At 45.5% G+C, this 23560-nt stretch carries 19 protein-coding genes; 5 read left to right on the top strand and 14 right to left on the bottom strand.

Annotation, left to right across the window (positions count from 1 at the left end):
• Window positions 1-26: 26 nt before the first annotated feature.
• Complete coding sequence (locus KE626_RS31700) at window positions 27-1724, bottom strand: S8 family peptidase (protein ID WP_211977097.1); 1698 nt, start codon at window positions 1722-1724, stop codon at window positions 27-29.
• A gap of 367 nt (window positions 1725-2091) precedes the next feature.
• On the opposite strand from KE626_RS31700, the gene KE626_RS31705 reads away from it, so the two are divergent.
• A complete protein-coding gene (locus KE626_RS31705) occupies window positions 2092-2625 on the top strand; it encodes a histidine phosphatase family protein (RefSeq protein ID WP_211977098.1) in 534 nt (177 codons plus the stop codon).
• A 348-nt stretch (window positions 2626-2973) separates the two neighbouring features.
• Here the strand turns inward: KE626_RS31705 and amaB are convergent, their stop codons facing one another.
• From amaB to panC, 9 genes are all read right to left on the bottom strand, one after another.
• Window positions 2974-4500 (bottom strand): L-piperidine-6-carboxylate dehydrogenase, encoded by a 1527-nt coding sequence (amaB, locus tag KE626_RS31710; RefSeq protein WP_211977099.1) that lies wholly within the window; start codon window positions 4498-4500, stop codon window positions 2974-2976.
• A gap of 23 nt (window positions 4501-4523) precedes the next feature.
• Window positions 4524-5414, bottom strand: a complete 891-nt coding sequence (locus KE626_RS31715) for a DUF1338 domain-containing protein (RefSeq protein ID WP_211977100.1) — start codon at window positions 5412-5414, stop codon at window positions 4524-4526.
• An 89-nt stretch (window positions 5415-5503) separates the two neighbouring features.
• Window positions 5504-6574: a saccharopine dehydrogenase family protein gene (locus KE626_RS31720; RefSeq protein ID WP_211977101.1), complete on the bottom strand. Its 1071-nt coding sequence runs from the start codon at window positions 6572-6574 to the stop codon at window positions 5504-5506.
• 470 nt (window positions 6575-7044) lie between these two features.
• The gene (gene panB / locus KE626_RS31725) at window positions 7045-7860 is read right to left on the bottom strand and encodes a 3-methyl-2-oxobutanoate hydroxymethyltransferase (RefSeq protein ID WP_211977102.1); all 816 of its coding nucleotides are present in this window, start codon (window positions 7858-7860) and stop codon (window positions 7045-7047) included.
• Between the two features lie 344 nt (window positions 7861-8204).
• Window positions 8205-9086 carry a Ppx/GppA phosphatase family protein gene (locus KE626_RS31730; protein ID WP_211977103.1) on the bottom strand — a complete coding sequence of 294 codons (882 nt, stop codon included), beginning with the start codon at window positions 9084-9086 and terminating at the stop codon, window positions 8205-8207.
• Window positions 9087-9129: 43 nt separating this feature from the next.
• Window positions 9130-11277, bottom strand: a complete 2148-nt coding sequence (gene ppk1 / locus KE626_RS31735; RefSeq protein WP_211977104.1) for a polyphosphate kinase 1 — start codon at window positions 11275-11277, stop codon at window positions 9130-9132.
• 270 nt (window positions 11278-11547) lie between these two features.
• The gene (locus KE626_RS31740; RefSeq protein WP_211977105.1) at window positions 11548-12576 is read right to left on the bottom strand and encodes a lysylphosphatidylglycerol synthase transmembrane domain-containing protein; all 1029 of its coding nucleotides are present in this window, start codon (window positions 12574-12576) and stop codon (window positions 11548-11550) included.
• A 41-nt stretch (window positions 12577-12617) separates the two neighbouring features.
• Window positions 12618-12962 carry an aspartate 1-decarboxylase gene (gene panD / locus KE626_RS31745; RefSeq protein ID WP_078672978.1) on the bottom strand — a complete coding sequence of 115 codons (345 nt, stop codon included), beginning with the start codon at window positions 12960-12962 and terminating at the stop codon, window positions 12618-12620.
• Between the two features lie 117 nt (window positions 12963-13079).
• Entirely contained in the window at window positions 13080-13943 is an 864-nt protein-coding gene (gene panC, locus KE626_RS31750) for a pantoate--beta-alanine ligase (protein WP_211977106.1), read from the bottom strand.
• A 110-nt stretch (window positions 13944-14053) separates the two neighbouring features.
• On the opposite strand from panC, the gene KE626_RS31755 reads away from it, so the two are divergent.
• The 4 genes from KE626_RS31755 to KE626_RS31770 all read left to right on the top strand — a co-directional run bounded on the left by KE626_RS31755 (window position 14054) and on the right by KE626_RS31770 (window position 19547).
• Window positions 14054-14872 carry a glycogen/starch synthase gene (locus KE626_RS31755; RefSeq protein ID WP_211977107.1) on the top strand — a complete coding sequence of 273 codons (819 nt, stop codon included), beginning with the start codon at window positions 14054-14056 and terminating at the stop codon, window positions 14870-14872.
• Window positions 14873-14924: 52 nt separating this feature from the next.
• Window positions 14925-16286, top strand: a complete 1362-nt coding sequence (locus KE626_RS31760; protein WP_211977108.1) for a DUF4270 family protein — start codon at window positions 14925-14927, stop codon at window positions 16284-16286.
• Between the two features lie 21 nt (window positions 16287-16307).
• Complete coding sequence (metK, locus tag KE626_RS31765) at window positions 16308-17564, top strand: methionine adenosyltransferase (RefSeq protein ID WP_211977109.1); 1257 nt, start codon at window positions 16308-16310, stop codon at window positions 17562-17564.
• A gap of 570 nt (window positions 17565-18134) precedes the next feature.
• Window positions 18135-19547 carry a right-handed parallel beta-helix repeat-containing protein gene (locus tag KE626_RS31770; protein ID WP_249207852.1) on the top strand — a complete coding sequence of 471 codons (1413 nt, stop codon included), beginning with the start codon at window positions 18135-18137 and terminating at the stop codon, window positions 19545-19547.
• A 73-nt stretch (window positions 19548-19620) separates the two neighbouring features.
• Here the strand turns inward: KE626_RS31770 and KE626_RS31775 are convergent, their stop codons facing one another.
• Genes KE626_RS31775 through KE626_RS35110 form a run of 4 tightly spaced genes read right to left on the bottom strand, consistent with a single transcriptional unit; the run spans window position 19621 to window position 23545 of the window.
• On the bottom strand, window positions 19621-20562 hold the full coding sequence (locus KE626_RS31775) for an alpha/beta fold hydrolase (protein WP_211977110.1): 942 nt from the start codon (window positions 20560-20562) through the stop codon (window positions 19621-19623).
• 6 nt (window positions 20563-20568) lie between these two features.
• Window positions 20569-21336: a carboxylesterase family protein gene (locus KE626_RS31780; protein ID WP_211977111.1), complete on the bottom strand. Its 768-nt coding sequence runs from the start codon at window positions 21334-21336 to the stop codon at window positions 20569-20571.
• Window positions 21337-21395: 59 nt separating this feature from the next.
• Window positions 21396-22118, bottom strand: a complete 723-nt coding sequence (locus tag KE626_RS31785; RefSeq protein WP_211977112.1) for a TolC family protein — start codon at window positions 22116-22118, stop codon at window positions 21396-21398.
• Window positions 22115-23545, bottom strand: a complete 1431-nt coding sequence (locus KE626_RS35110) for an O-antigen ligase family protein (protein WP_211977113.1) — start codon at window positions 23543-23545, stop codon at window positions 22115-22117. Before KE626_RS35110 ends, KE626_RS31785 begins: the two co-directional genes overlap by 4 nt.
• Between the last annotated feature and the right edge of the window lie 15 nt (window positions 23546-23560).

Raw genomic sequence — 23560 nt, forward strand, 5'->3', positions numbered from 1 at the left:
TTTTACTTTATGCCTTCAGCTATATATCAGTTCTTTTTGATAGCTTTTACTTTCGCTTTGCGTTGTTTCTTACCCTTCACATTTTCTCCTTTTATCGTAGCAGCCAGCTTCAATGCTTCATAGCTGTTTACCATTCCCCCGGTTACTGACAGATCTGCAAAATTCACTTTCTCATCCTGGGATCCTGGCTTGTTCACCATGGTGCTTCCATCAGGCAGTGGGGTGGCACTTTTTTCCAGTACGTATTTCAGTTGCTTTGCGCTGAGCTCAGGATAGTAGGAGAGTACCAATGCTGCTACGCCAGCCACTACAGGGCTGGCCATACTGGTGCCGCTGGCGCTGCCGTATTTATTGCCGCCAGGAATGGTAGAATAGATCTGCACACCCGGTGCAAAAAGATCTACTCCTTTTTTACCATAGTTGGAAAAACCTGCTATTTTATCATTGCCTGTGCCATTACCGCTGGCGCCAACAGTGATGAAGTTGGCAGCAGTAGTCCCATCCAGGTAATTGGGGTTGGGATAGTTCGGAACAGAATCATTGTTGTTGCCATCGTTGCCGGCGGCATGTACAAGTAATACGCCTTTCTCTTCCGCATATTTAATAGCCGCATCCACCCACTCTTTATGAGGTGAAAATGGCTTGCCAAAGCTCATGTTGATGATCTGGGCGCCGTTGTCCACTGCGTAACGAATGGCCAGGGCTACATCTTTATCCCTTTCATCCCCGTCCGGAACAGCTTTTACTGCCATAATACGTACGTTGTCGGCCACGCCGTCCATACCTACGCCGTTGTTCCTGGAGGCGGCTATAATCCCGGAAACATGCGTGCCATGAAATCCGAAAGATCCCATCACATCATTGTTGCCGTACTTATTGTCGTTGATGTCTTCGAGGTTATCGCCTACAATTCTTTCCCTGTTTGCGTTAGGCATTACTTCTGTGCTTTCGGCCTTACGTTTCAGTTCATTCATGTACTCGTCGAATTCCATTTTAAAATCCCCGAAAGTAGCAGGTTCGTCACCGGCGCTTTTCAGTAAGCGGGTCATGAAGTTGCGCGCCAGCAGTACATCCTGGTTGGTAGTTTGAATACTGTCCAGCTGTGCTACGTTAAAGTCATCCTTCCCGAGATAGGTTTTCAGGATAGACTCGCATTTATTAACGTTTTCCTGCAGTTTGGCCATGCTTTTATATTGCATCTTAAACTGGGAAGTAGGTTTTTCTACTTTCGATTGCAATTGTTGCCAGGTGCTGTATTCCTTAGAGTCCTTAGCCAGGGCTGAATCCGGGTTGCCATATTTGGTTTTATAGCGGTAGTATTCGCGGGCAGCTTCTTCCGAATCTTCTTTTAAACTGCTGCCATCTTTACCACCCAGGAAGTTCCATCCATGAATATCATCCACAAAGCCATTGTGGTCATCATCCTTGCCGTTACCGGGGATCTCACGGGGATTGGTCCACAGGATCCCTTTCAGGTCCTCATGGGTGGTATCAATACCGGAGTCAATCACCGCCACAATTACGGGGGTGCTTTTCTTCCCTTTTAACAGTTCCTTATAGGCTTTTTCTGTAGATGTACCAAACACACTGTCGGTATCATAACTCAGCAGATGCCAGTTTTTGGGAACCTGGACTTTGCTTTGCGCGGTAGTATTTGTTGTAAAAGCAGTCATTAATGCAACACACCCTGCCAGGACTGCAACCTCTCGACTAAACAATTTCATGTTCAATAATTTTCCCGATATAAAAAACAACTAAAAATATCTTGATGGTAGCGATAAAGGTATAGAAAAAGTGGTATAACATTAAATATTAATGATAAGCGCGCTATTTGTTGGTTGATTGGGAGATTGGGGGTATGTGAGAAAAGCTAAGGTCCTGGTCCACAGTATGCTTTGTTATACCGTTCTTATCATGATCGGATTGTTTGCCATGCCCGGTTGCCACCTGTCACAATCCGCTTTGCCGATCATCAGGGCTGTCCTAGTTTTGGGTTGTTCGTTACTTCATATATACTCCTCATCTGACCAAATCTTCTTCCGGGATTTTACGGTATCATTTTTTTCAATTATTTATTTAAATCCAACAATCATGTTGAAGACTCTTTTCATGGCCACCTTGCTGGCTACCGGTACACAGGTGCTTGCTACAGAGCCTGAAGTAACCACCATTATTTTCGTGAATGCAGCTGAAATGGAAACATCTCCATCCGCCGATCCTGGTTTAAGCACTACCGGGCAGGAACAGGCAACACAGCTGGTATCTTCCCTGCAGGGAGTGGATATTAACGCTATCTATACCACTTTTCTTAACCGGGCCGTGCAAACAGTTACCCCGCTGGCCCAGTCCCACCAGCAGAAGCTGGATTATTTCCGACTGAACGGCGATCCGGAGCTGACTTCCAGTATCGTTAAAGACATGATCAAGAAAAATAGCGGCAAAACCATCGTTATTTGCAGCGATCCTGAAAATATTACTGCATTGATACGGCAGGCCGGCGTAAGGGGTAAAGACGTTAAAACCCTTTATGACAGGGGCTGTGCACAGGTTTTGGTAGTGAAGCGCACAGGTAACAGTACCCCCGTAGCACAAAAGTTGAATATGAATATTCAAAAAAAAGTCTAATATTTATGTCTGGAAGAGTATTTAATGGCTTCCCGCTATTACTTACTTTTCTCATAAGCATGGTTTCCGTTTAACGAAAAGCGGGGTTCTCTAACCTCGCTACTATTTTTAAAAACCATGTCATCGGTGTATGTAGAGAAGCAGTTTAGGCTGTGAAGGATTTTATCAACCGCTTTTAAAAATCTGATCGGGTAGCATTCCTGTCATGAAAATTAAAAGCTCCGGGGCAAGGGCCTCGGAGCTGGACAAATCAGGAATTATTTCTTCTAAAACATATTGATAACAACGTTAATAAATGAAAACGGAGAACATACTTAGTGTTCTCCGTTTTCATTTTATTTATCCGGCTTAAAGATCAAATTTGATGCCCTGTGCCAGTGGAAGGCTATTGGAATAGTTGATGGTGTTGGTTTGCCTGCGCATATAAGCTCTCCATGCATCGGAGCCGCTTTCACGGCCGCCGCCTGTTTCTTTTTCTCCTCCAAAGGCGCCGCCTATTTCCGCACCGGATGTACCGATGTTAACATTGGCGATACCGCAATCGGATCCTGCCTGGGAAAGGAACTGTTCTGCTTCCCGCAGGTTGAGCGTCATAATAGCCGAGGAAAGTCCCTGTGGCACATCATTCTGCATGGCAATGGCTTCTGCCAGTGTTTTGTATTTCATCACATACAGGATCGGCGCAAATGTTTCATGCTGTACAATGTCGTATACATTTTCAACTGTGGCAATGCAAGGTTTTACATAGCAACCGGATTCATAGCCCGGTCCTGACAATACGCCACCCTCCACCAGGAAGGTACCGCCCTGCTGTTTCACCTGTTCAATGCTGCTGAGGTAGGCGTCTACAGCTGCTTTATCGATCAGGGGACCCACATGGTTGTGTTGATCGAGCGGGTTGCCAATGTGCAGCTGCGCATATGCTTTCACCAGGCGTGCGGTGAAGTTATCGTACACGCTTTCATGGATGATCAGGCGGCGGGTAGAGGTGCAGCGTTGTCCGGCTGTACCTACTGCGCCAAATACAGCGCCGATCAGCGACATGTCCAGGTCAGCATCCTGGGAGATGATAATGGCATTGTTGCCACCCAGCTCCAGGAGGGAGCGTCCCAAACGTTCGCCCACCGCAGCGCCTACTGCTTTGCCCATACGGGTAGAGCCGGTGGCTGAAACAAGCGGTATGCGCTTGTCGTGTGCCATCCATTCGCCGGCGTCACGGCCGCCGGTAACCAGGCAGCAAACGCCTTCCGGAACATGATTGGCGGCAAATACCGCTTCAACAATACGTTGGCAGGCCAGCGCCGTTACCGGTGTTTTCTCTGAAGGTTTCCAGATACATACGTTTCCGCAAACCCATGCCAGCATAGCATTCCAGCTCCAAACGGCTACCGGGAAGTTAAACGCGGAGATGATTCCGGTAATACCCAGGGGATGCCATTGCTCATACATCCGGTGTCCCGGACGTTCAGAGTGCATCGTTAATCCGTGCAGCTGGCGGGACAGGCCCACTGCAAAGTCGCAGATATCTATCATTTCCTGTACTTCTCCATATCCTTCCTGCAAGCTTTTTCCCATTTCATAGGATACCAGCTTGCCCAGTTGTTCTTTATGTTCCCGCAGGGCTACACCTATTTGTCTTACTATTTCGCCTCTTTTAGGTGCAGGCCACAAACGCCATTCTTTGAAAGCCTCCTGGGCCACTGCTACCACCCCGTCATAATCCTCACGGGAAGCGCTTTTCACGGTGGTAATCTTTTTATTATTTACCGGTGAAACAGAGGTGATATCGGCTCCATGTGCGGGCAACCAGTTTTTGCCGGTGCTGATACCACTTTGTTCCGTAGTAATGCCAAATGCTTTTAAGATGTCTTCCATTATTGGTGTATTATTAAACGAAATTAGGAACTTTTTTTTGTTTGGGTGGCGTAGGTGCTTTCGAAGATCTTATCGGCGTTGCCGGCTTCAAAGCCTTCCCGTCTGTGTTCCCGGCGGATTTCACCGGCGGGCAGATGTGCGAATTCAGGCAATACCTTGCGCTCTGCAAACTCCACATAGGATCCGGCAATACGGAACTGGTCGCCGCCTGCAAATTCGGCTGTGATCATACCCGCTACGGTAGCGCTTTGCAGCAGTCTGCCATCAGGGCTGGTTTTGATTTTGCCGCCGGCATCGTTTAACTGAAAACCATGTTTTTCCAGGAATACGTTGAAATCAGCCACCGTATTATATCCCGATGGCAGATTATGCACGCTTACCGTAAAATGGTTGAGGTAGTAACGGTTGTAGATCACCCAGGCGGCATATTCGCTTTCGGCCGCCAGCAGCTGGTAATCGGCCAGGGTGGGCGTGCGCCAGAGGGAACTATGTAAGAAGCTGTCTACCGCAACGGCATCATCAAGATTCAGTGCATTTACCGGGTCAGATTTTACTTCACCGGTATAACTGTGAATGATCTGTTGTGCGGCAGGACTCAGCGCTTCTACCAGTAATTCGCTGATAAAAATGCGTGGATATTGCGGGGCTGGTGGCGCATACCACCAGGCATCCAGCTTTTTGGCAGGGAAGTGATACTTCTCCATTTTCGTATAGCCGTAATGGAGAAATATTTTTTCCAGCGACTGTACGCCCAGCTGGGGAACACCCATGGTCCTGAAGGCGATATGGTCATTCTCGATATCCTCCGCCTGCTGAATGATACCTTCTTTTATCATGGCTGCAATCACTGCCGCCACATCCGGTACCCGCTGCTGATAGCGTTCCATCAGCCCATTTAATACATCTTTTAACATGAGATGAAGCTTTTTAGCAATTAGCTGTTTGTGTTATTAATAAAGAGGCCCATCTTTAGCACAATTTACCAATTGCACGCGTGAAATCACTAATTATAATATACCGCGAAGCGGTTGTTAATCAGATCGCTGAACACAACGTCTTCCTGGCGAACAAACCCGTTGGCCGGTAACAGGCCTTTGGCATGCAGGTCTATTACCGCGCAGGCGGCGCCGGCGGTGGTGAGCTGGATAGCGGTAAAATCCTTGCCCGCTATTGCCTGGTTATAGATTTTACGGGAATAGGAGCGTTGTACGGAGCGGCCGTTGACCATGCCCGAAACAGACACAAAAACCAATACCACATCCTGTGGGGTGAAGGGTATGCTGTCTTCCATAATCTCTTTCAGCACATCTCTTCTTTTATTGAGCTTCAGTTCATTCAACAATATTTTCATCAGGTTGCAATGCCCCGGATAACGTACGGTTTTATAGTCGAGATTATATACTTTACGGTCCAGTATTTCGGCCAGGGCGCCCAGTCCGCCGGAGGTATTAAAGGCTTCATACTCCACACCGTCAAGTGCAAAGCGTTCGTAGCCCTCCATTGGCATTACTTCTTTTCTTTCGCCTTCGTAGATGGCATCGCAGGGGTTGCAGTATTCATTGATCAGTCCATCGGTACTCCAGGTAAGATTGTACATCAGGCTGTTGGTCGGGAATTGCGGTAAGGCGCCTACACGTAACCGAACGGCATCCAGCGAATCAAACTGTTTGGCAATATCATAGGCGGCAATGCTGATAAAACCCGGCGCCAGACCACATTGTGGCATAAAGCTCACATTGGCATTTGCGGCTATTTCACGGATGGCATTGGTTGTAGCTACATCTTCCGTTAAATCAAAATAATGGGTATTGGCTTTGGCCGCAGCGGTAGCAATTTTTACATTCAGGAAAAAAGGACAGGCACTCAGTACTATGTCCTGGTCCTGTAAAGCTTTTTGCAGGGCCTCTGCGTCGTTTACATCCAGTATTGTTTTGCGGATACCGGCGTCTGTACATTTTTCCAGTAAGGCGTTGTTGCTGTCTGCCAGCGTTACTTCATAGTCGCCTGACTGTTGCAAAAGAAAGGCGGCGGTTTCGCCGATCTTGCCGGCGCCGATAATCATTACACTTTTCATAATTTGTTTGGAATTATAGTGATGTGGGAGCATGGTTTGCCCCCGGATACGAAATAAATACATAGCCGTATCCTGTATGTTACGTATAGCCGTTAACGTTATATATCAGACATGTATATTTTCTGACTGGCACAATAAACCAATACAAAAAATAATGACGGCAGCCGGAATTAACGGCATATGTCAGCGAGGCTGAAACATAACACAGCAGGCCGCAAAGCGGCAATACAGGAAAGAAGTGTCGGGAAATTAATAGCCCCTTGTGCTACCTATGGCACATGGGAGCAGGTGCTCCGAAGATAGGAGAGTAGAGAAAGCTGTATGTTTAACAGGTAGTTCATTCAACTTGCAAAAGTGCGAGGCGAATATAGGTAAAAATTGTGAATTACAAATTGTAAATTACGAATTATGAATTACGAATTTGGAGGTTATCTATCCACAACTCCGTAATTCATAATTCGTAATTCTCTTTAATATTGTTCGTTTTCGTTCGGGAAATCCTTGGTTTTTACATCATTGATGTAAGCCTGGGTGGCGCCAAATATCTGGCTGTAAAGGTCGAGATAGCGACGCAGAAAACGTGGTTTAAAATCTTTGTTGATACCCAGCATATCGTGCATCACGAGTACCTGTCCATCTACATAGCGTCCGGCGCCAATACCGATAATCGGAATCTCAACTGATTCCGCCACCGTTTTCGCGAGTGCCGCAGGGATCTTTTCCAGTACAATAGCAAAACAACCTGCTTCCTGCAGCAGTTTCGCATCCTGGATCAGTTTATTAGCTTCGGCTTCCTCTGTGGCGCGTACGGCATAGGTGCCAAATTTGTAGATTGACTGTGGTGTTAATCCCAGGTGCCCCATTACCGGCACGCCTGCGGAAATAATACGTTTTACGGATTCAATGATTTCTTCGCCGCCCTCAATTTTGATGCCATGGGCGCCGGTTTCCTTCATAATGCGTATCGCGGAACTAAGCGCCTCTTTGGAGTTTCCCTGGTAAGAACCAAATGGAAGATCCACCACTACAAAACAGCGTTTAATTGCTCTTACTACAGAAGCGGCGTGATAGATCATCTGATCCAATGTAATAGGAAGGGTAGTTTCATGACCTGCCATTACGTTGGACGCGGAATCACCTACGAGTATTATATCAATCCCTGCATCATCGAAAATGCGGGCCATGGAGTAGTCGTATGCAGTGAGCATAGATATTCTTTCTCCGTCCACCTTCATCTTCTGCAATATATGCGTAGTGATGCGTTTTATTTCTTTATTCACAGACATAAGCAGTAGCTTTTAGCATTTGGCTGTTAGCAATAACCGCAAAGGTGGTAATATAAAAAGATAAAAGGAAATGTTTTTTTAGCGGTTAGCCATTAGCTTTTAGCTTTTAGTAAAAAATGCAGCGGGTATGATCTTTCCGGGGACTAATCTGATTTTACCGATTGTAGGATGATATTTTACAGAATTTAAAAGATTAGTGAAGACAGAAGCGGATACTTGTTTCACCTTCGCCAATCTTTTAAAAACGTCAAAAAAAAATCTATAATCAACAAATTCAGATTAGTCCCCGGAAAGATCATACCCGCTGCATTTTTTACTAAAAGCTAAAAGCTAATGGCTAAAAGCTAGATCGCTATTTCCTCATATAGCGCGTGGATAAGACCGTCGGCTAATCCTATTTTGGGTACGTAAATTTCCGGGGTATCGGCCCAGCGCATAATATTTACGTATATCTGTAACGCTGGTACAATAACGTCGGCGCGGTCTTCCCGCAGGTTATACAGGTGAATGCGTTCTTCTACCGTGAAACTGCTGAATTCCTTGTAGTAGTCTTTCAGGGTGTCCAGCGATAAAGGCTTACCTTCTTTACGTTTGGAGAGAGAGAATATTTTATTGATGTTGCCTCCTGAACCGATAGCGATAACAGGGCCAACATTTTTTAGCTGTTGCTTGAGGAAATCCTTCATCTGCTGCCATTGCGCTTCAGTAACCTGTTGCTGCAACAAACGGATGGTGCCGATGTTAAAAGATTCTTTGAAAATCTGTTTGCCGGCGCCAAAGAGCGTAACTTCCGTACTGCCACCGCCTACATCAATATACAGGTAGGACTTGGTTTTATCCATGTTTTCCGCCACATGGTTCTCATAGATGAACGCTGCTTCTTCCTGACCGGAAATGATTTTAATGTCAATACCGGTTTGCGCTTTTACTTCCTGCAGAATTACCGCACCGTTGCCTGCATCCCGCATTGCGGAAGTGGCGCAGGCCTTGAGATATTTTACTTCGTATACGTCCAGCAGCAGTTTGTAAGCTCTGATGGTATCTATCAGATGAGCTGCTTTTTTTTCTGAAATAATATTGTTGTTAAACACATCAAATCCAAGTCGCAGGGGCACCCTTACCAGGTTTAATTTGGTAAAGTCCATTACTCCGGTACTGTTTGGCGATGCTTCTGAAATGAGCAGCCTGGCAGCATTGGAACCTATATCAATCGCAGCTAATTTCATCTGTCAGTCATTAGATCAAAGCACAAAGTAAAACATTTTAAAGTTACAGGTACTGTTTTTCGTGCAGGTATTTATAGATTTCCAGCTGTGTGCGTATTTTTTTGTCGCCATCCTTGCGGTACAGGTTCCTTTGCTCGTTGTCGAGCACACGGGCTTTGACATTGCCGCTCATCTGTATGTTCATAATGTCGATCAGTTCCTGCCGTATAGCCGGGTCCGTTATGGGCGCAGCGGCTTCTACGCGGTGATCCAGGTTTCTTATCATCCAGTCGCAGGAAGCAATGTATACTTTTTCCTGGCCGCCATGGTGAAAAATGAATACACGGGCATGTTCCAGGTATTCATCCACGATACTGACACCGGTAATATTTTTCTTCCATTTCTTGTTTTCCGTATAAGCACAGCAGATGCCCCTGATCACCATTTTAACATCCACGCCGGCTTTGGCGGCTTCATAGAGCTTGGCAATAAGCGTGGCGTCGGAGAGGGAGTTCATTTTGATGGTGATAGCTGCCTTCTTTTTATGCTTGGCATTTTTTATTTCGCGGTCTATCAGCCGCAGGAAAGTGTCGCGCATATTCAGCGGACTAACCGGTAATGTTTTGCAACCCTCCAGTATTTTGATATCGTGGCGGGGGCTTTCCAGGTAAGTGAACACGCGGTTTATATCTGCAATGATGGCGCGGTTGGTGGTCAGCAGACAGTGATCGCCGTATACCCTGGCGGTTCTTTCATTGAGGTTACCGGTGCTGACAAAACCACACTGGATGGTTTTGGTGCCAATGCGTTTCTTGATCACACAAAGCTTGGCATGTATTTTCATATTCGGAATGCCCAGCAATACTTTCACTCCTTCTTCCTCCAGGCGCGATTTCCAGTCGAGATTGGCGGCTTCGTCGAAGCGGGCGCGCAGCTCCAGTACCACGGTTACCTGTTTCCCGTTACGTACAGCATTCACCAAAGCATTTACTATTTTGGAATTACGGGCAAGCCTGTACGCAGTTATTTTTATAGAAGATACGTTAGGATCTATAGCCGCTTCCCTTAGCAGGTCAATGATGGTATCAAATGAATGATAGGGGAAATGGAGCATTACATCCTGGCGCTGTATCACATGCATTACGCTGGGTGCGTTGAGGAACAGCGGATGTATAAAGGTTTTACGGTGCAAATGGGGTGGGAAGATGGATTCGGGAAAGTCCATAAAGTCCTTGAAATTATGGATACGCGCGCCCGGAATCAGGTTATCTTTCCCGGATAATCCTTGTCTGCGCATCAGGTATTCGAGTAGCAGCGGATCAATATCTTTATCGTACACAAACCTTACCGGCTTGCCTTTACGCCGGTCTTTCAGTCCTTTTTCGATCTGGTGTATAAGGCTGTCGGAAATATCATTATCTATATCCAGTTCCGCGTCGCGGGTTACTTTGATGATGTGTGCGGAAAATTTATCATAGCCAAAATATACAAAGATATTAGGCAAACAGAAACGCACCAGGTCTTCCATCAAAATGATATCATGTTCTCCGGGTTTGGAAGGGAGAATGATAAAGCGGGGGAGTACGCCGGTGGCTATTTCGATCAGGGCAAACTTCTGCCGTACGGAATTATCCTGGCGGGCAAGTACGATGGCGAGGTAAATGGATTTATCACGCAGGATAGGGAATTGCTGTATGCTTTCAATCATCAACGGGATGATGTTGGTGCGTACTTGTTCGTTGAAATAATTGAGTACAAATTTTTGCTGTTCCTTATTGAGTTGCTTTTCTGTCCGCAGGAAAATATGCTGGGCCTCCATTTCGGCGACAATGTCTTTCCATACCAGGTCAAACTCACGTTGTTGCTCAATTACCCGGGATTGAATTTCGTCGAGTATTTTGTCAGGATTTTCTTCGAGATGCATTTTGGCTGATTTGCCGAAAGACATCATTCTTTTGAGGGTGGCTACGCGGACCCTGAAAAACTCATCGAGGTTATTGGAGAAGATACCGAGGAAGCGGATGCGTTCATGAAGGGGAACTGATTTATCGGCGGCTTCCTGCAGCACTCTGGCGTTGAAGGAAAGCCAGCTGATATCCCTGGCAATCATTTTTTTCTTTTCAGCCTGGGGCTTTTTTCTCGTCGTTTTCTTGGCTACTGTTGCATCGGGCATAGTCATAATATCAAGGTTCTCACCAATCGGCAAACGCATATAAACAGATTTACATTCAAAAAATTCACATCATCTAAAATACGATGATACGGTTTTCACTTTAATTGGTGTATTAAATTAAAGTTAAAGAAAAGCGGGGAGAACGCGAAGTTAGTCTTGCCCGGGATTAAACTGATTTCGACGATTTTTAAGATTATACTGCTGCAGGATTTAAAAAAGATTAGCGAAGACAACGCACCTATGCGCTTCTGTCTTCGCTAATCTTTTTTAAATCATCAAAGAAAAAATCCTAAAATCGTCGAAATCAGTTTAATCCTGGGCAAGACTAACTTCGCGTTTCTTTTTATTGTAAACGGGCAATGCCACGAGGCTGACAAAGCCGAGAAATATCACCAGCAGGGTTTGGGCCACCCAGATGATCCAGCCAAAGGCGAAGCCGATGGCAGAGGGGATGCTGTATATTTCCAGCGTTTTTTGTACCAGTGGCTGATAGGCGCCGATGCCGCCCGGCATAACGATCATGCCTACACTACCGATCATGAGTACGGCGAGTGCGGCGCTGATGCCGAGGTGGTTGGTTTCCTGCAGGCAGAAAAAGCCGATATACACCTGTGACAGGTAGCATGACCAGATAAGCACGGAGTGGATAAAGAACCAAACCTTTTTCTTTCCTTCCATTTTGCCGATGGACAGGAATCCTTCGGCGATGCCCCGTATCAGGTTTTTAACGGTGATAGCTACTTTGGATCTGGCAAAGCGGCGGAGCAGCCATCCCAGCAGCACAATAAACAGCGCAAGTACCACGATGCCGATAAGCAGCTGAATACCGTTGGCATGGGCTATTTTGTCCGATACCGGTTGAAAGATAGTTTCATTTACCAGGGAACCAAGGAGATCCAGCTGGGTGATAACGGTGATCACCATGAGCAGGATGAGGCAAACCAGGTCTACTGCTCTCTCTGCGATCATGGTGCCTACCAGTTTGTCGGCAGGTACTTTTTCATATTGTGCGAGGATTCCGCAGCGGGTTACTTCTCCCAGGCGTGGAACGGCCAGGTTGGCGAGGTACCCCACCATAACGGCAAAGAAGGTATTGAGAGTGGAGGGTTGATGCCCGAGGGGCTTCATCAGAAGTTTCCAGCGCACGGCGCGGAACCAGTGACTGGCGATACCGATGGTCATAGTGGGGATGAGCAGCCAGTAATTGGCTTTTCTCAAAGCAACCTTGATCTGTTCCCACTCATCTGCTTTGATATTCCTGGTGAAAAGCCATATCAACAGCACTCCTATACCGAAAAAGCAAACAAACTTAATGACGTTCTTAAGCGTTTTGGGCATCCAAAGTTGTTTTAGGGCGTTAATAAAAACAGTATACGGGCTTACAATTTATTTCCCTCTTTCGGGAAAATGGCAATAGGTGTATATTTTTTGGCTTCTTCAAAATCCATCGTGGCATAGGAAATAATGATCACTACATCACCCGGGGCAACAAGTCGGGCGGCCGGACCATTCATACATATTACACCGGAACCGCGCTTGCCTTTAATAACATAGGTTTCGAGTCTTTCTCCGTTATTAACGTTCAGTACCTGTACTTTTTCGTACTCAATTAAACCAGCGGCATCCATCAGGTCTTCGTCAATCGTAATGCTTCCAACATATTGCAGATTGGCTTCCGTAACTACCGCGCGGTGAATCTTACACTTTAAAATTTCGATTTGCATAATTTATACTGGCTTAAACGCTGTAAAGAGCGTTTGCAAAGCTAGGAAAAAAATATGGAAGATCGAACAAGGCATGCAGCGGTAATGCAGTGTTTGCTGAATGCCTTGTCCGGCAGGCTAGAGGCTGCCCTGCAGTATCATGTTATCGATCAGTCGTACCCCATCGAGCCAGGCGGCAACCGCCACAATAATGGTAGCATTTCCGGGTGGCTGATCCAGTGGGCGCAGCAGGTCGTTGTCCAGTAGAAGAAGATCTACATATTCCGGTTCGAAGCCCTGTTTTTTGAGATCGTCGAAGGCTTCGTGGGCGCCTTCCATAAAATGAAGTCCTTTTCCGAAGTTGTTTTTGATGTGGAGAAGCGCCTGGTAAATGGCGGTGGCCTTTTTCCGGGCGGAGGGAGAGAGCCGGGTATTGCGGCTGCTCATGGCCAAACCGTCTTTTTCACGTTCGGTAGGACAAATAACCAGTTTTACGGGAGAATGAGTAACAATCAGCAGTTTGCGTATGATCAGGCATTGCTGCAGATCCTTTTGGCCCATAAAAAGCTGGTCAGGTTGCACAATATCAAGTAACTTGTGAACGATGCGGCCCACCCCCTGGAAATGTCCCGGACGAAATTTGCCTTCGAGGATCGTTTCCAGGTCGCCAAAATCGTAATGCAGATCACTTTTCAAGCCTTCCGGATACATCTCTTCTACGGATGGTAAAAAAAGAATATCTGTCGATACGTTATTTAATTTTTTAATATCCTCTTCAATAGTTATAGGATATTTTTCAAAATCTTTTGGATCATTAAACTGAGTTGGATTGACAAAAATGCTGCAAACGACCACATCATTTTTTTCCCTGGCCGCCTGAATAAGTGACAGGTGTCCATCGTGGAGAGCTCCCATAGTGGGCACAAAACCAATGCTTTTGTTGCTTTTTCTTACCAGGTCCAGGTGCTTCTTCAGGTCCGAGCTGCGCTTAAATAAATACATAAATCATTGCTTAAAAGGATGTTAAAACTGACAGATTGACCAATATTCCGTAAAAAATCCGTAATTTTGCAAGCCAAATTAAAAATTACTGCATTAATAATCAGCGTTAAATGTCCACAAAGAAAAGAATTCTTTTTATTGCCCAAGAGATGTCGCCGTACCTTGAATTGAGTGATTACGCGGCAATGGTCAATAAAATGGCAATTAAGTCCAATGAGGCGGGCCTGGAAGTGAGAGTGATCATGCCTAGATTTGGAATTATTAATGAGAGAAGACACCGTTTGCACGAGGTCGTAAGATTGTCGGGGATCAACATTGTGATTGACGGGGATGATTACCCGTTGATTATCAAGGTGGCCTCACTTCCCAATGCCCGCCTGCAGGTTTACTTCCTGGATAATGAAGATTATTTTAAGCGTAAGACGGTTTTTGCCGACGAAAACGAAGAATTTTTCGACGACAACGCAGCCAGAGCAGTCTTCTTTTGCAAAGGAGCCCTTGAAACGGTAAAAAAATTCGGATGGCCTCCGGACATCATTCATTGTAGCGGCTGGATGACCTCCCTGATACCGATGTATCTGAAAACGGCCTACAAGAAAGAACCGGTTTTTGCCAATTCAAAAATCATATATTCGTTGACGCCCAACACGTTCAAGGAAAAATTAGGCACCACCTTTGTTAAGAAGGCCACGATCAGCAACCAGATTAAAGAAAAGGATATGGAGCTGTTTAAGGAAGGTACCAATACCGCATTGAACAGAGGTGCAGCTAAATACGCAGATGCTGTTGTACTGGCTGGAGATAAGCTGGAGAAAAAAGTGGTGGATGAAGTGAAAGCGGAAAAAGGTAAGATCATTTTACCTTACAAAAAAGATAACGAGGATCTGGGCGATTATCTGCAACTGTACAACCAGTTGCTGGGTAAGTAGCTATTAAAGTAAGTACGGGCAGTTAACACAATACTCACTAACAACATAACGCGTGAAGATCAATTTCAGGAACCTTAGCTTCTTAGCTACCTATATTACTCTACTGTACGGTGCGACCGGTTGTAACAAATCCACGCTGTTAGGTGGTGGCCTTATTCCTCCGGGCGATTTCGTGAATGCACAGGATACTACCATTTCAGGTATCATTGCCAATAACATCCTCCGGTATGATTCCACTATCAGGAATGGAAATACCGGCTACACACATATACTGGGTTCCATTACCACGGACCCGGTTTTTGGTAAAACACATTCTTTCCTGTATACACAGGTATCTTTACCCAAAAGCGCCTTCACTTTTGAAGGTACCGGGCAAACACTGGATTCGGTGGTACTATCGCTGAGCTATACCGGGTACAGTGGCGATTCGGCGGCTCCGCAAACATTCCGGGTATACCGCATGTCGGATCCTAAATTTACCATTGATTCCAACTATGCTTACGATAAACCACAGGCTTACAACCAGGGCGAGTTGCTGGGTACCGCTACGGTAACCCCGTTGTCGCTCCGCGATTCCGTAAGTGTATATGGCACCAAGGAAACAGCGCAGCTGCGCATTAAACTGAGCAGTGCGTTTGGTAATTCGTTGCTGAGCCAGAAATCTGATGGCGCATTTGCCACAGATTCCGCCTTCCGGGCTTATCTGAAAGGTTTTGCCGTAGTACCGGATACCAACCTGGGTACCAACCGCAACATGATCTATGTGAATCTGAACAGCACGAATACAAAGCTGACCGTATTTTATAAAAATACCGAGAATGATTCGCTGCGGACTGTTATGGCATTTAATCAGTATGCAAGCGCGCATGCCACTTATTTTGCACGTAATTACAATGGTTCACAGGCAGGCCGGTTTATCAATACCAATAATCCTAAAGGCGACAGCATCCTGTTCCTGAATGCCAGTCCTGGCCTGTATACCAGGCTAACGATACCTAACCTGGAAAACTTCCCGGCAGTGTTGATCAACAAAGCAGAACTGGTCATTACACAAATTACTTCTGGTGTAAGTGACATGAATAATATTTTTATTGAACCAGGAAGCTTATCTTTACGGCAGTACGGAAACGGAGACTCCACCAAACTCCCGATGGACTATTACACCAGTGGCGGCGCTGCCTACTACGGCGGTACACGTCAGGTGATAACTAACTTTGGAGGTGTACAGGTTGTTCAGTATACCTTTAATCTTGCCAACACCGTACAACGTTTTATTAAGAAGCTGGACACGAACAACGGCTTCAAACTGGAAGGTCTTTCCTCACTTGACATGGATGTGAATCGTGTGAAGGCGGGTGGAAGCAATCTTTCCCAGTATAATGTTAAGCTCAGAATTATTTACACTAAACCTTAAAACAACTAATCCCGGTTTTTTATGCCTTATTTATTTACATCTGAATCCGTTTCAGAAGGACATCCTGATAAAGTAGCCGATCAGATATCCGATGCATTAATCGATAACTTCCTGGCATATGACGCAAAATCTAAAGTGGCTTGTGAAACGCTTGTAACTACCGGTCAGGTGGTGCTGGCAGGGGAGGTGAAGTCAGAAGCTTACCTGGATGTGCAGGATATTGCAAGAGAAGTGATCCGTAAAATAGGTTATACGAAGAGCGAATACATGTTTGAAGCCAATTCGTGTGGTATTCTTTCAGCTATTCATGAGCAATCTCCGGATATCAACCAGGGTGTTGACCGTCAGTCTCCGGAGGAGCAAGGCGCCGGCGACCAGGGAATGATGTTCGGTTACGCTACCCGCGAAACTGAAAACTATATGCCGCTGGCATTGGATCTGGCGCATAAGTTATTGCTGGAACTGGCAGTGCTTCGTCGTGAAAACAAAGATATTAAATACCTGCGTCCGGATGCAAAATCCCAGGTGACCATCGAATATTCAGATGACAACAAACCGGTAAGAATCGATTCTATTGTGATTTCTACCCAGCATGACGATTTTGACGCCGATGAGAAAATGCTGGCGAAGATCAAAGAAGATATGATCAATATCCTGATCCCGCGTGTAAAAGCTCAGCTGAAACCTGAATTGCAGCAGCTGTTTGACGGCTTCGATATCAATCACCATATTAACCCAACCGGTAAATTCGTTATCGGTGGTCCTCACGGTGATACCGGCTTAACCGGCCGCAAAATCATCGTAGATACCTATGGTGGTAAAGGAGCTCACGGTGGTGGCGCTTTCTCCGGTAAAGACCCTTCCAAAGTAGATCGTTCAGCAGCTTATGCTACCCGTCATATTGCCAAAAACCTGGTAGCTGCCGGTGTTTGTGATGAAGTACTGGTACAGGTGTCTTATGCTATTGGTGTGGCTAAACCATGCGGTATCTATGTAAATACCAATGGTACTTCCAAAGTAAAGCTGAATGACGGCGAAATAGCAAAGAAGATTGAAGAAATCTTTGATCTGCGTCCTTATGCTATTGAGCAAAGACTGAAACTGCGTAATCCTATCTATAGCGAAACTGCTGCTTACGGGCATATGGGCCGCGAACCTAAGGTGGTGACCAAAGTGTTCAATAAAGGTAAGAAACACGAAAAGAGCGTAGAAGTAGAGCTGTTTACCTGGGAAAAACTGGACTACGTTGATAAAGTAAAAGCTGCATTCGGTTTATAATCAAAATAAACCTTATGTGAACATATTACAACAGCCGTTTCAATATTTTGAAACGGCTGTTGTATTTTTTATCGAACATCTTTCGATTTTTCACGTTTTAACCACAGATCAACCCGTTTTTCTAAAATGTGGAAAAGTTTTTCAGATTTTTTTTTAAAAAGTTCAAAAAAAGTTACATATTATTCTTAATATCATTGTATATTTAATAGTAATATGATTGATTGGCCTGCGTTTCAGGCCCGGTAAGCGCGTTATGGGTTCATTTATTTTTATCAGGTATTGGCTTTTGATGCTATTTTTTTTCTGCAATTGATTGTAACGTCCGAACGGTCATTTTGAGGCAATAATATTTCGTAGGTGCCTGCCGTTATGATGCTGTTTTTGTATCCAAAATTCTGGATATTCGCAGCCAGAAAAAATAATAGAACCATTTAATTGTATCCGGAGACAATTTAATCGGGGGCCATTTATTCTTTTGGAATACCGAATCCATATCTGAGAATCAAATTGCAATTACCAAATGGGTAGTTGTGAGCTTTTTATTGAAACCATATAATCATCTGAAAAACCATGAAGCGCAACATCACCTCACGATTGTCTATGTATACATTCGTATCATTTGCAATGGCTGTCATTTTTACAACTGAGAGCTGTAACAAAGCACAAGTAGATGCACTTAAACCGAAACCAAAGCCGGATAGCACAAGCACGGCTATTACTGCACCGGTGACGGGAAGAGAAATAGTTCTTGTACCAGACAAAGACGGAAGACTGGTAGTAGATGGAAGCATCTATAAAGGAGGCGATATCCTGGCGCTGAAAGGCGTTTTTTCAGCAGTAGTGTTCAACAACCTGAAAGGCGCTGCAGGCAGTCCGATTATCGTTAAGAATGCCGCAGGCACAGTTACCAAAGTGGGTAATCCAGCATGGAGCGGTGGTTCCTGGGCAACAGCACTCAGTTTTGTAAACTGTCATTATGTAAAAGCCGGCGGCGAAAAATCCAAATCCGATTTTATCATTAGCGGAAGTACACAGGCAGGTAAGGAAGCGTACTTTAACCTTACTTTAAGTCGGCATACCGACAATTTCGAGGTTAGCAATGTTACCATCCAGAATGGTGGTACCGGTATCTGGGCTAAAACAGATCCGGTAAATGGCGATGCCAGCACGCAGTATCCAAATTCGTATATGGAAAATCTGTCCATACACGACGTGGCTATCAGCGGTACTAACAACGAAGCCTTTTACATTGGCCACACTGCGCTGTATTGGAACTTAACAGCCAATACACCTTACTACGGCGCTCCATCTGGCTTTGTTGCCGGACAGCAGTACGTACAGCCTATTAAATGGCGCAATGTCAAAATTTATAACAACCAGGTTTCCAATGGAGGCGCTGATGGTATCCAGACCGCTGCTATTGATAAACTGGAAATATACGGTAATACCGTTACCAGCTGGGGTGGTCAGCATAATTCCGGTCATAACGGCGGTATCCTGATCGGTGGCCGTGTAACAAGCAGTAATGTTCACGACAACTACGTTCATGATGGCTGGGGTGAACTGATCCAGTTCTACGGTTCTGGTGAAAATGGTGTTGCCCACATCATTCACAACAACCTCCTGAGAGATAACCAGGGCGATGGAGTGAGCCTGAGAGGAACCAACAACGCGGTGGTTCAGATCACTAACAATACTATCGCAAGAGTAGGTGGCGTATCACTGCGTATCAACGGTTACCAGGGTATGACAACTCCGCAGATCGTAAATGCGAATGCCTTTATACAGCCACGCGTAAACGGAGGTTCTATCGTACCTAACGCCTATATTTACACAGAGAACGGCGGCGCCTATAAAGAAGGTACCGGTGCGCTTGCCAACACAAAGTTCCCGACTGTTACCGCAGCCGGTATAGATCTGAACAATTACTATCAGCCAGTATCCGGTTCGGCACTGGCATCTTCAGGTTTCAGAGTGAATTAATAATAGTTACCTGGAAGTTTATAAAAGTAGAAGCCGTCCTGGTTATGAGGACGGCTTCCTGTTTTCCCGGACATTACTTCCCGGCATTCAAATACTTCCACATCTGTTTATTCACCTCCTGTGGTTGTTCGTAATGCGGCATATGCCCGGCGTTGGCTACCCTACGTATCTCTAAAGTTGGGTATAATGACGTATAGGAGTTTAACTTTTCAGGCGGAAAAAAGGGATCCTGGTCGCCGTAGAGCAGGAATATTTTTCCCGGCGATATTTTTTTCAGCAGATAGAGCTGGTTCTGATTCAGCATATACATCCAGGAAGACAGTGTGAGCCGCTTATATCCCTGGAAATTCATGAAATATTTTAGTCGTTGTGAATAGCTGTTGAAAAGCGGCTGATTGACAAACTCTTTCCGTTGATTTTCCACAGCGCGGGGATACCAGTAGCCACTCATAAGTACATCAGATACAATCGGTATGTACAGTAGTTTACTTGGTTGCAGATCCCCGCTGGCTGCGGGCCCCAGTAATATTATATGTTTAACGCGATCCGGGTGTTCACCGGCATAATCAAGTCCGATAGCAGCTCCCATCGACATGGCAATCATATCGAATGGCTGCTGCAACCGAAGCGTGTCCAGTAACTGCACCAACTGATGGCGATATAAATTCAGATCGTATTTTGTATGGGGCCTGTCTGAATATCCTCTGCCATAAAGGTCATAGGCTAATACCCGGTAACCTTTTGATAAGAGATAGGGGATATTGAACTGCCAAACCTCCATACCACTGGTGCCACCGCCATGGATAAGCACCAGTAACCGGGCAGTATCAGGGCCGTACAGCTTATAATGTACCAGCCCCTGGTCCAGTTGTATGAAATTTCCGGGCGCCTGTTTCCGGGCCGCATCATTTAATCGGGCAGTTTCCTGCCCGCTTTTAATAAATAGAAAAATCGACGTCAATATGACAACTATCCCCGTAATGATTAACAGCAACCATTTTTTGAATCCGGTCATAACCGATTATCTTTTGTATTGCAATAACCATTCATAGATATTCATCCCGTTTTCACGGTATGCAGGGTCGTAATATTGTTCCCAGCAGCAATGCTTATGGTCGCCGATGGTCAGTTTTGTAAGCCCCGGTTTATACTTGTTGGTGCTATCCGCAAACAGTTTGCAGTTTCCCAGGAAGACCGGTTCGTCGGTGCCGCCAAAATACCATACGTGAATATTGTTTTCTGCGGCGATGTGGAAGCTCTTCAAATTTTCCGCATCAATGGTGGCGGGCGACATGTTTACCGCCGCGGCCACCCGTGATGCCATTCTTTTATCCGTAACGGCCATTCCCACAGACCATCCGCCGGCACTGTAACCGGTGATGTAGATTCTTGTGGAATCTATCGGGTATTTTTTCATCGCATCTGAGATAGCGTTGTACAGGTGCTCCGGCCCAAGCGACCAGCTGGTGGCAAGGGGCGCCATTACAATAAACTCATATTTTTTGCCGTCCAGTTTGTTGACAGCATCAATGTTTTTGCCTTCATGCATTTGCCTGGCAACACCCTGCCGGAATATTTTAGTGACATCTGTGCCTGCAATACTTCTGCCGTGCAAACACACGAGTAACGGGTACCTTTTCCCGCTTTTCATATTGTCGGGTGTTTTAATTAGCGCCGGGATATGATGCCAGGGTGTTATCTGCACATCAATCTGTTTGAAAGGCTTCAGGTCCTGTCCTGCCAGCACTGCCGTTTGCAGCAGCAGGCATATAAAAAGAAATATTCTCATCTTTCAATCTTAATTTACCGGATGATCCGCCGGGAGCATCCGTTGGCAAACCGCCTCAATTATAAGTGTAATAATACTTCTTCGAGAGAAGTACCGATAATGGCTTCCAATGCTATTTTAGACTGTTTTACTTCTCTTTCAAGATTTACTTTACGTACCATTTCTGCATTGTAAATGCGATAGGCATCATTCAGTCCTTCCACCGCTGTGTTCTGATCACCACCGGAAAATTTCTGCTCTACCTGTTTGTAATGATTGTAAGAATCTTCCAGCAACGGTAACTGCAGCTCATACAATTGCTTGTTAGCAGAGTAGTCCTCGTAAGCACGCAATACAGCAGACTTTAACGCCAGTTTCTCGCCTTCTTTCTGCAGGTCAAATACTTTTCCGTTGGCCTTGGCTGTTTTTACTTCGTTAGGAATGCTTATTAAATGACCGAGCGGCACCATGATACCAAAGTTATACCGTGGGTACAGTGTGTTGTTGTTGGCAGTGCCACCGCTGCTACCTTTAATGGTGAACTCGTTCAGGTTACCGGCAGCTGTCAGCATGTCCAGCCAACCCGCTTTAGCCCTGTTCTGATCGTATTTGGTAATTTCCTTTTTAATATCCAATGCTTTGATCTGGGGGTTGTTCATGGCAAGTTCTACCAGTCTTTCTTTCAATCTGCTTACGGTAGGTAAGTCGGCCGGCAGTCTTAATATAATACTGGTATCTGCCCGCTGTGCCTGCGCTACAGTACCTGTAATTGCTGCCAATAAAAAGAATAATACACGTTTCATGTTGTGATATTTGGAGATGATAAATATTTTAATTTTATAGAGATTCCATTAAGTCCGTAATAAAGCAGGGCGGACTCAATGAGTCCGGACGACTCCTGCGCATAAATGCTGACCACCATTGCAAACATCACACAGATGATCAGTAGTGTATACTGTTTTTCGGTTTCTGTTTTACTCCGGAAGTAATTTGCCACGGTATATTGCATCACCAGGAAAATGTTAAAACAAACCAGTATCAGCCCGATGTACCCTTGTTCCAGCACCGTGCGCAGGTAACCGCTGTCGGGCGGAAAGCCATCCAGTTCACTGCCGGATCCCGGCTCACAGCTGAGAAAACCGCCGCCGATAGGGTGGCTGTAGATATAGGGTTGAATGCGATGCCTGTTTACCTCACGAACATTCAGGGAGGCATCTTCCGAACCCGAAAAGGCTGTTCTTATCCTGATAATGGTAGGATTGCTGTGGAAAGGACCAAACATCACCACCAGGAATGCAAAAACAAATACAAGCGCGCCAATAACGGTATTTTTATTATGCAGATTTACAAACAACATAATAACAAGCCCCATAGGCACCATCACGTAGGCGGTACGGGTACCCGAATATCCCAGTGCCATAAACTGCAGTACCAGCGATATTAACAACAATACCTTCTGATGTACCGGAACCATTTTATTGGAACTGGTGAGCAACACAATATTCATGATACAGCCACAAGCCATGATAACACCAAATACGGCCGGATCAGACACGAAAGAGAAAATACGTATACCGGTGAGGATGATCACTGTTTTGAACTTTTCAGGATACCGGGCTATAAATGCTTTTTCGAAAGGCATTAATCCAAACCATTGCTGTATACACGCATAAAAGGCTGCCAGTGTGAGTATGATAATCCAGAATTTGATAAATACTTTCAGATCATCCATATTCCTGATCATCTTCATCACCAGGTACAACATAATCATATTCCGCACGTATACCCTGGCAAAGGTGGACCAGCCATGGCGGTCATGTACATAGGCCGGGTTGAAAAACTGCAGCAGGATGAAACCGGCGTATATATAAAAAGTAATCAGCACGGGGTCCCGCAAAAAATCAACTTTCCGGATACTTTTATCATCCGGCTTTAACAAACTGCCCAGCAAGGTTATTAACACAACCGCGTCTATCAGCACTCCCACAGGCATTTCCGAGCCCGACATCCGTTCCAGTACCCGTACGGTAAGTGCCACCACACAGGTGATATAGTAACCCGCCCGGTAGTTGAGTATCGAAACGCCCGCCACTGTCAGTCCCACTGCCAAACCGATCAGCAGCATGGTATATTTGACATCCTGCGCACTGAGATAGGCGATAATCGGGATTAATACTACCCACGAGGTAATAATAAACAGCTGGTAGATATTTTTCTTCGCAAATTCCACTGACGATGATTTATA

Origin of the sequence: Chitinophaga hostae (genome assembly GCF_018224885.1) — a bacterium.
In the GTDB taxonomy this organism is placed as follows: Bacteria; Bacteroidota; Bacteroidia; order Chitinophagales; family Chitinophagaceae; genus Chitinophaga; species Chitinophaga hostae.

What these genes read in the sequence shown, in the direction of transcription:
- KE626_RS31700 (WP_211977097.1), bottom strand. Translation starts at nt 1,724, where the DNA reads ATGAAATTGTTTAGTCGAGAGGTTGCAGTCCTGGCAGGGTGTGTTGCA.
- KE626_RS31705 (WP_211977098.1), top strand. Translation starts at nt 2,092, where the DNA reads ATGTTGAAGACTCTTTTCATGGCCACCTTGCTGGCTACCGGTACACAG.
- amaB (WP_211977099.1), bottom strand. Translation starts at nt 4,500, where the DNA reads ATGGAAGACATCTTAAAAGCATTTGGCATTACTACGGAACAAAGTGGT.
- KE626_RS31715 (WP_211977100.1), bottom strand. Translation starts at nt 5,414, where the DNA reads ATGTTAAAAGATGTATTAAATGGGCTGATGGAACGCTATCAGCAGCGG.
- KE626_RS31720 (WP_211977101.1), bottom strand. Translation starts at nt 6,574, where the DNA reads ATGAAAAGTGTAATGATTATCGGCGCCGGCAAGATCGGCGAAACCGCC.
- panB (WP_211977102.1), bottom strand. Translation starts at nt 7,860, where the DNA reads ATGTCTGTGAATAAAGAAATAAAACGCATCACTACGCATATATTGCAG.
- KE626_RS31730 (WP_211977103.1), bottom strand. Translation starts at nt 9,086, where the DNA reads ATGAAATTAGCTGCGATTGATATAGGTTCCAATGCTGCCAGGCTGCTC.
- ppk1 (WP_211977104.1), bottom strand. Translation starts at nt 11,277, where the DNA reads ATGCGTTTGCCGATTGGTGAGAACCTTGATATTATGACTATGCCCGAT.
- KE626_RS31740 (WP_211977105.1), bottom strand. Translation starts at nt 12,576, where the DNA reads ATGCCCAAAACGCTTAAGAACGTCATTAAGTTTGTTTGCTTTTTCGGT.
- panD (WP_078672978.1), bottom strand. Translation starts at nt 12,962, where the DNA reads ATGCAAATCGAAATTTTAAAGTGTAAGATTCACCGCGCGGTAGTTACG.
- panC (WP_211977106.1), bottom strand. Translation starts at nt 13,943, where the DNA reads ATGTATTTATTTAAGCGCAGCTCGGACCTGAAGAAGCACCTGGACCTG.
- KE626_RS31755 (WP_211977107.1), top strand. Translation starts at nt 14,054, where the DNA reads ATGTCCACAAAGAAAAGAATTCTTTTTATTGCCCAAGAGATGTCGCCG.
- metK (WP_211977109.1), top strand. Translation starts at nt 16,308, where the DNA reads ATGCCTTATTTATTTACATCTGAATCCGTTTCAGAAGGACATCCTGAT.
- KE626_RS31770 (WP_249207852.1), top strand. Translation starts at nt 18,135, where the DNA reads ATGAAGCGCAACATCACCTCACGATTGTCTATGTATACATTCGTATCA.
- KE626_RS31775 (WP_211977110.1), bottom strand. Translation starts at nt 20,562, where the DNA reads ATGACCGGATTCAAAAAATGGTTGCTGTTAATCATTACGGGGATAGTT.
- KE626_RS31780 (WP_211977111.1), bottom strand. Translation starts at nt 21,336, where the DNA reads ATGAGAATATTTCTTTTTATATGCCTGCTGCTGCAAACGGCAGTGCTG.
- KE626_RS31785 (WP_211977112.1), bottom strand. Translation starts at nt 22,118, where the DNA reads ATGAAACGTGTATTATTCTTTTTATTGGCAGCAATTACAGGTACTGTA.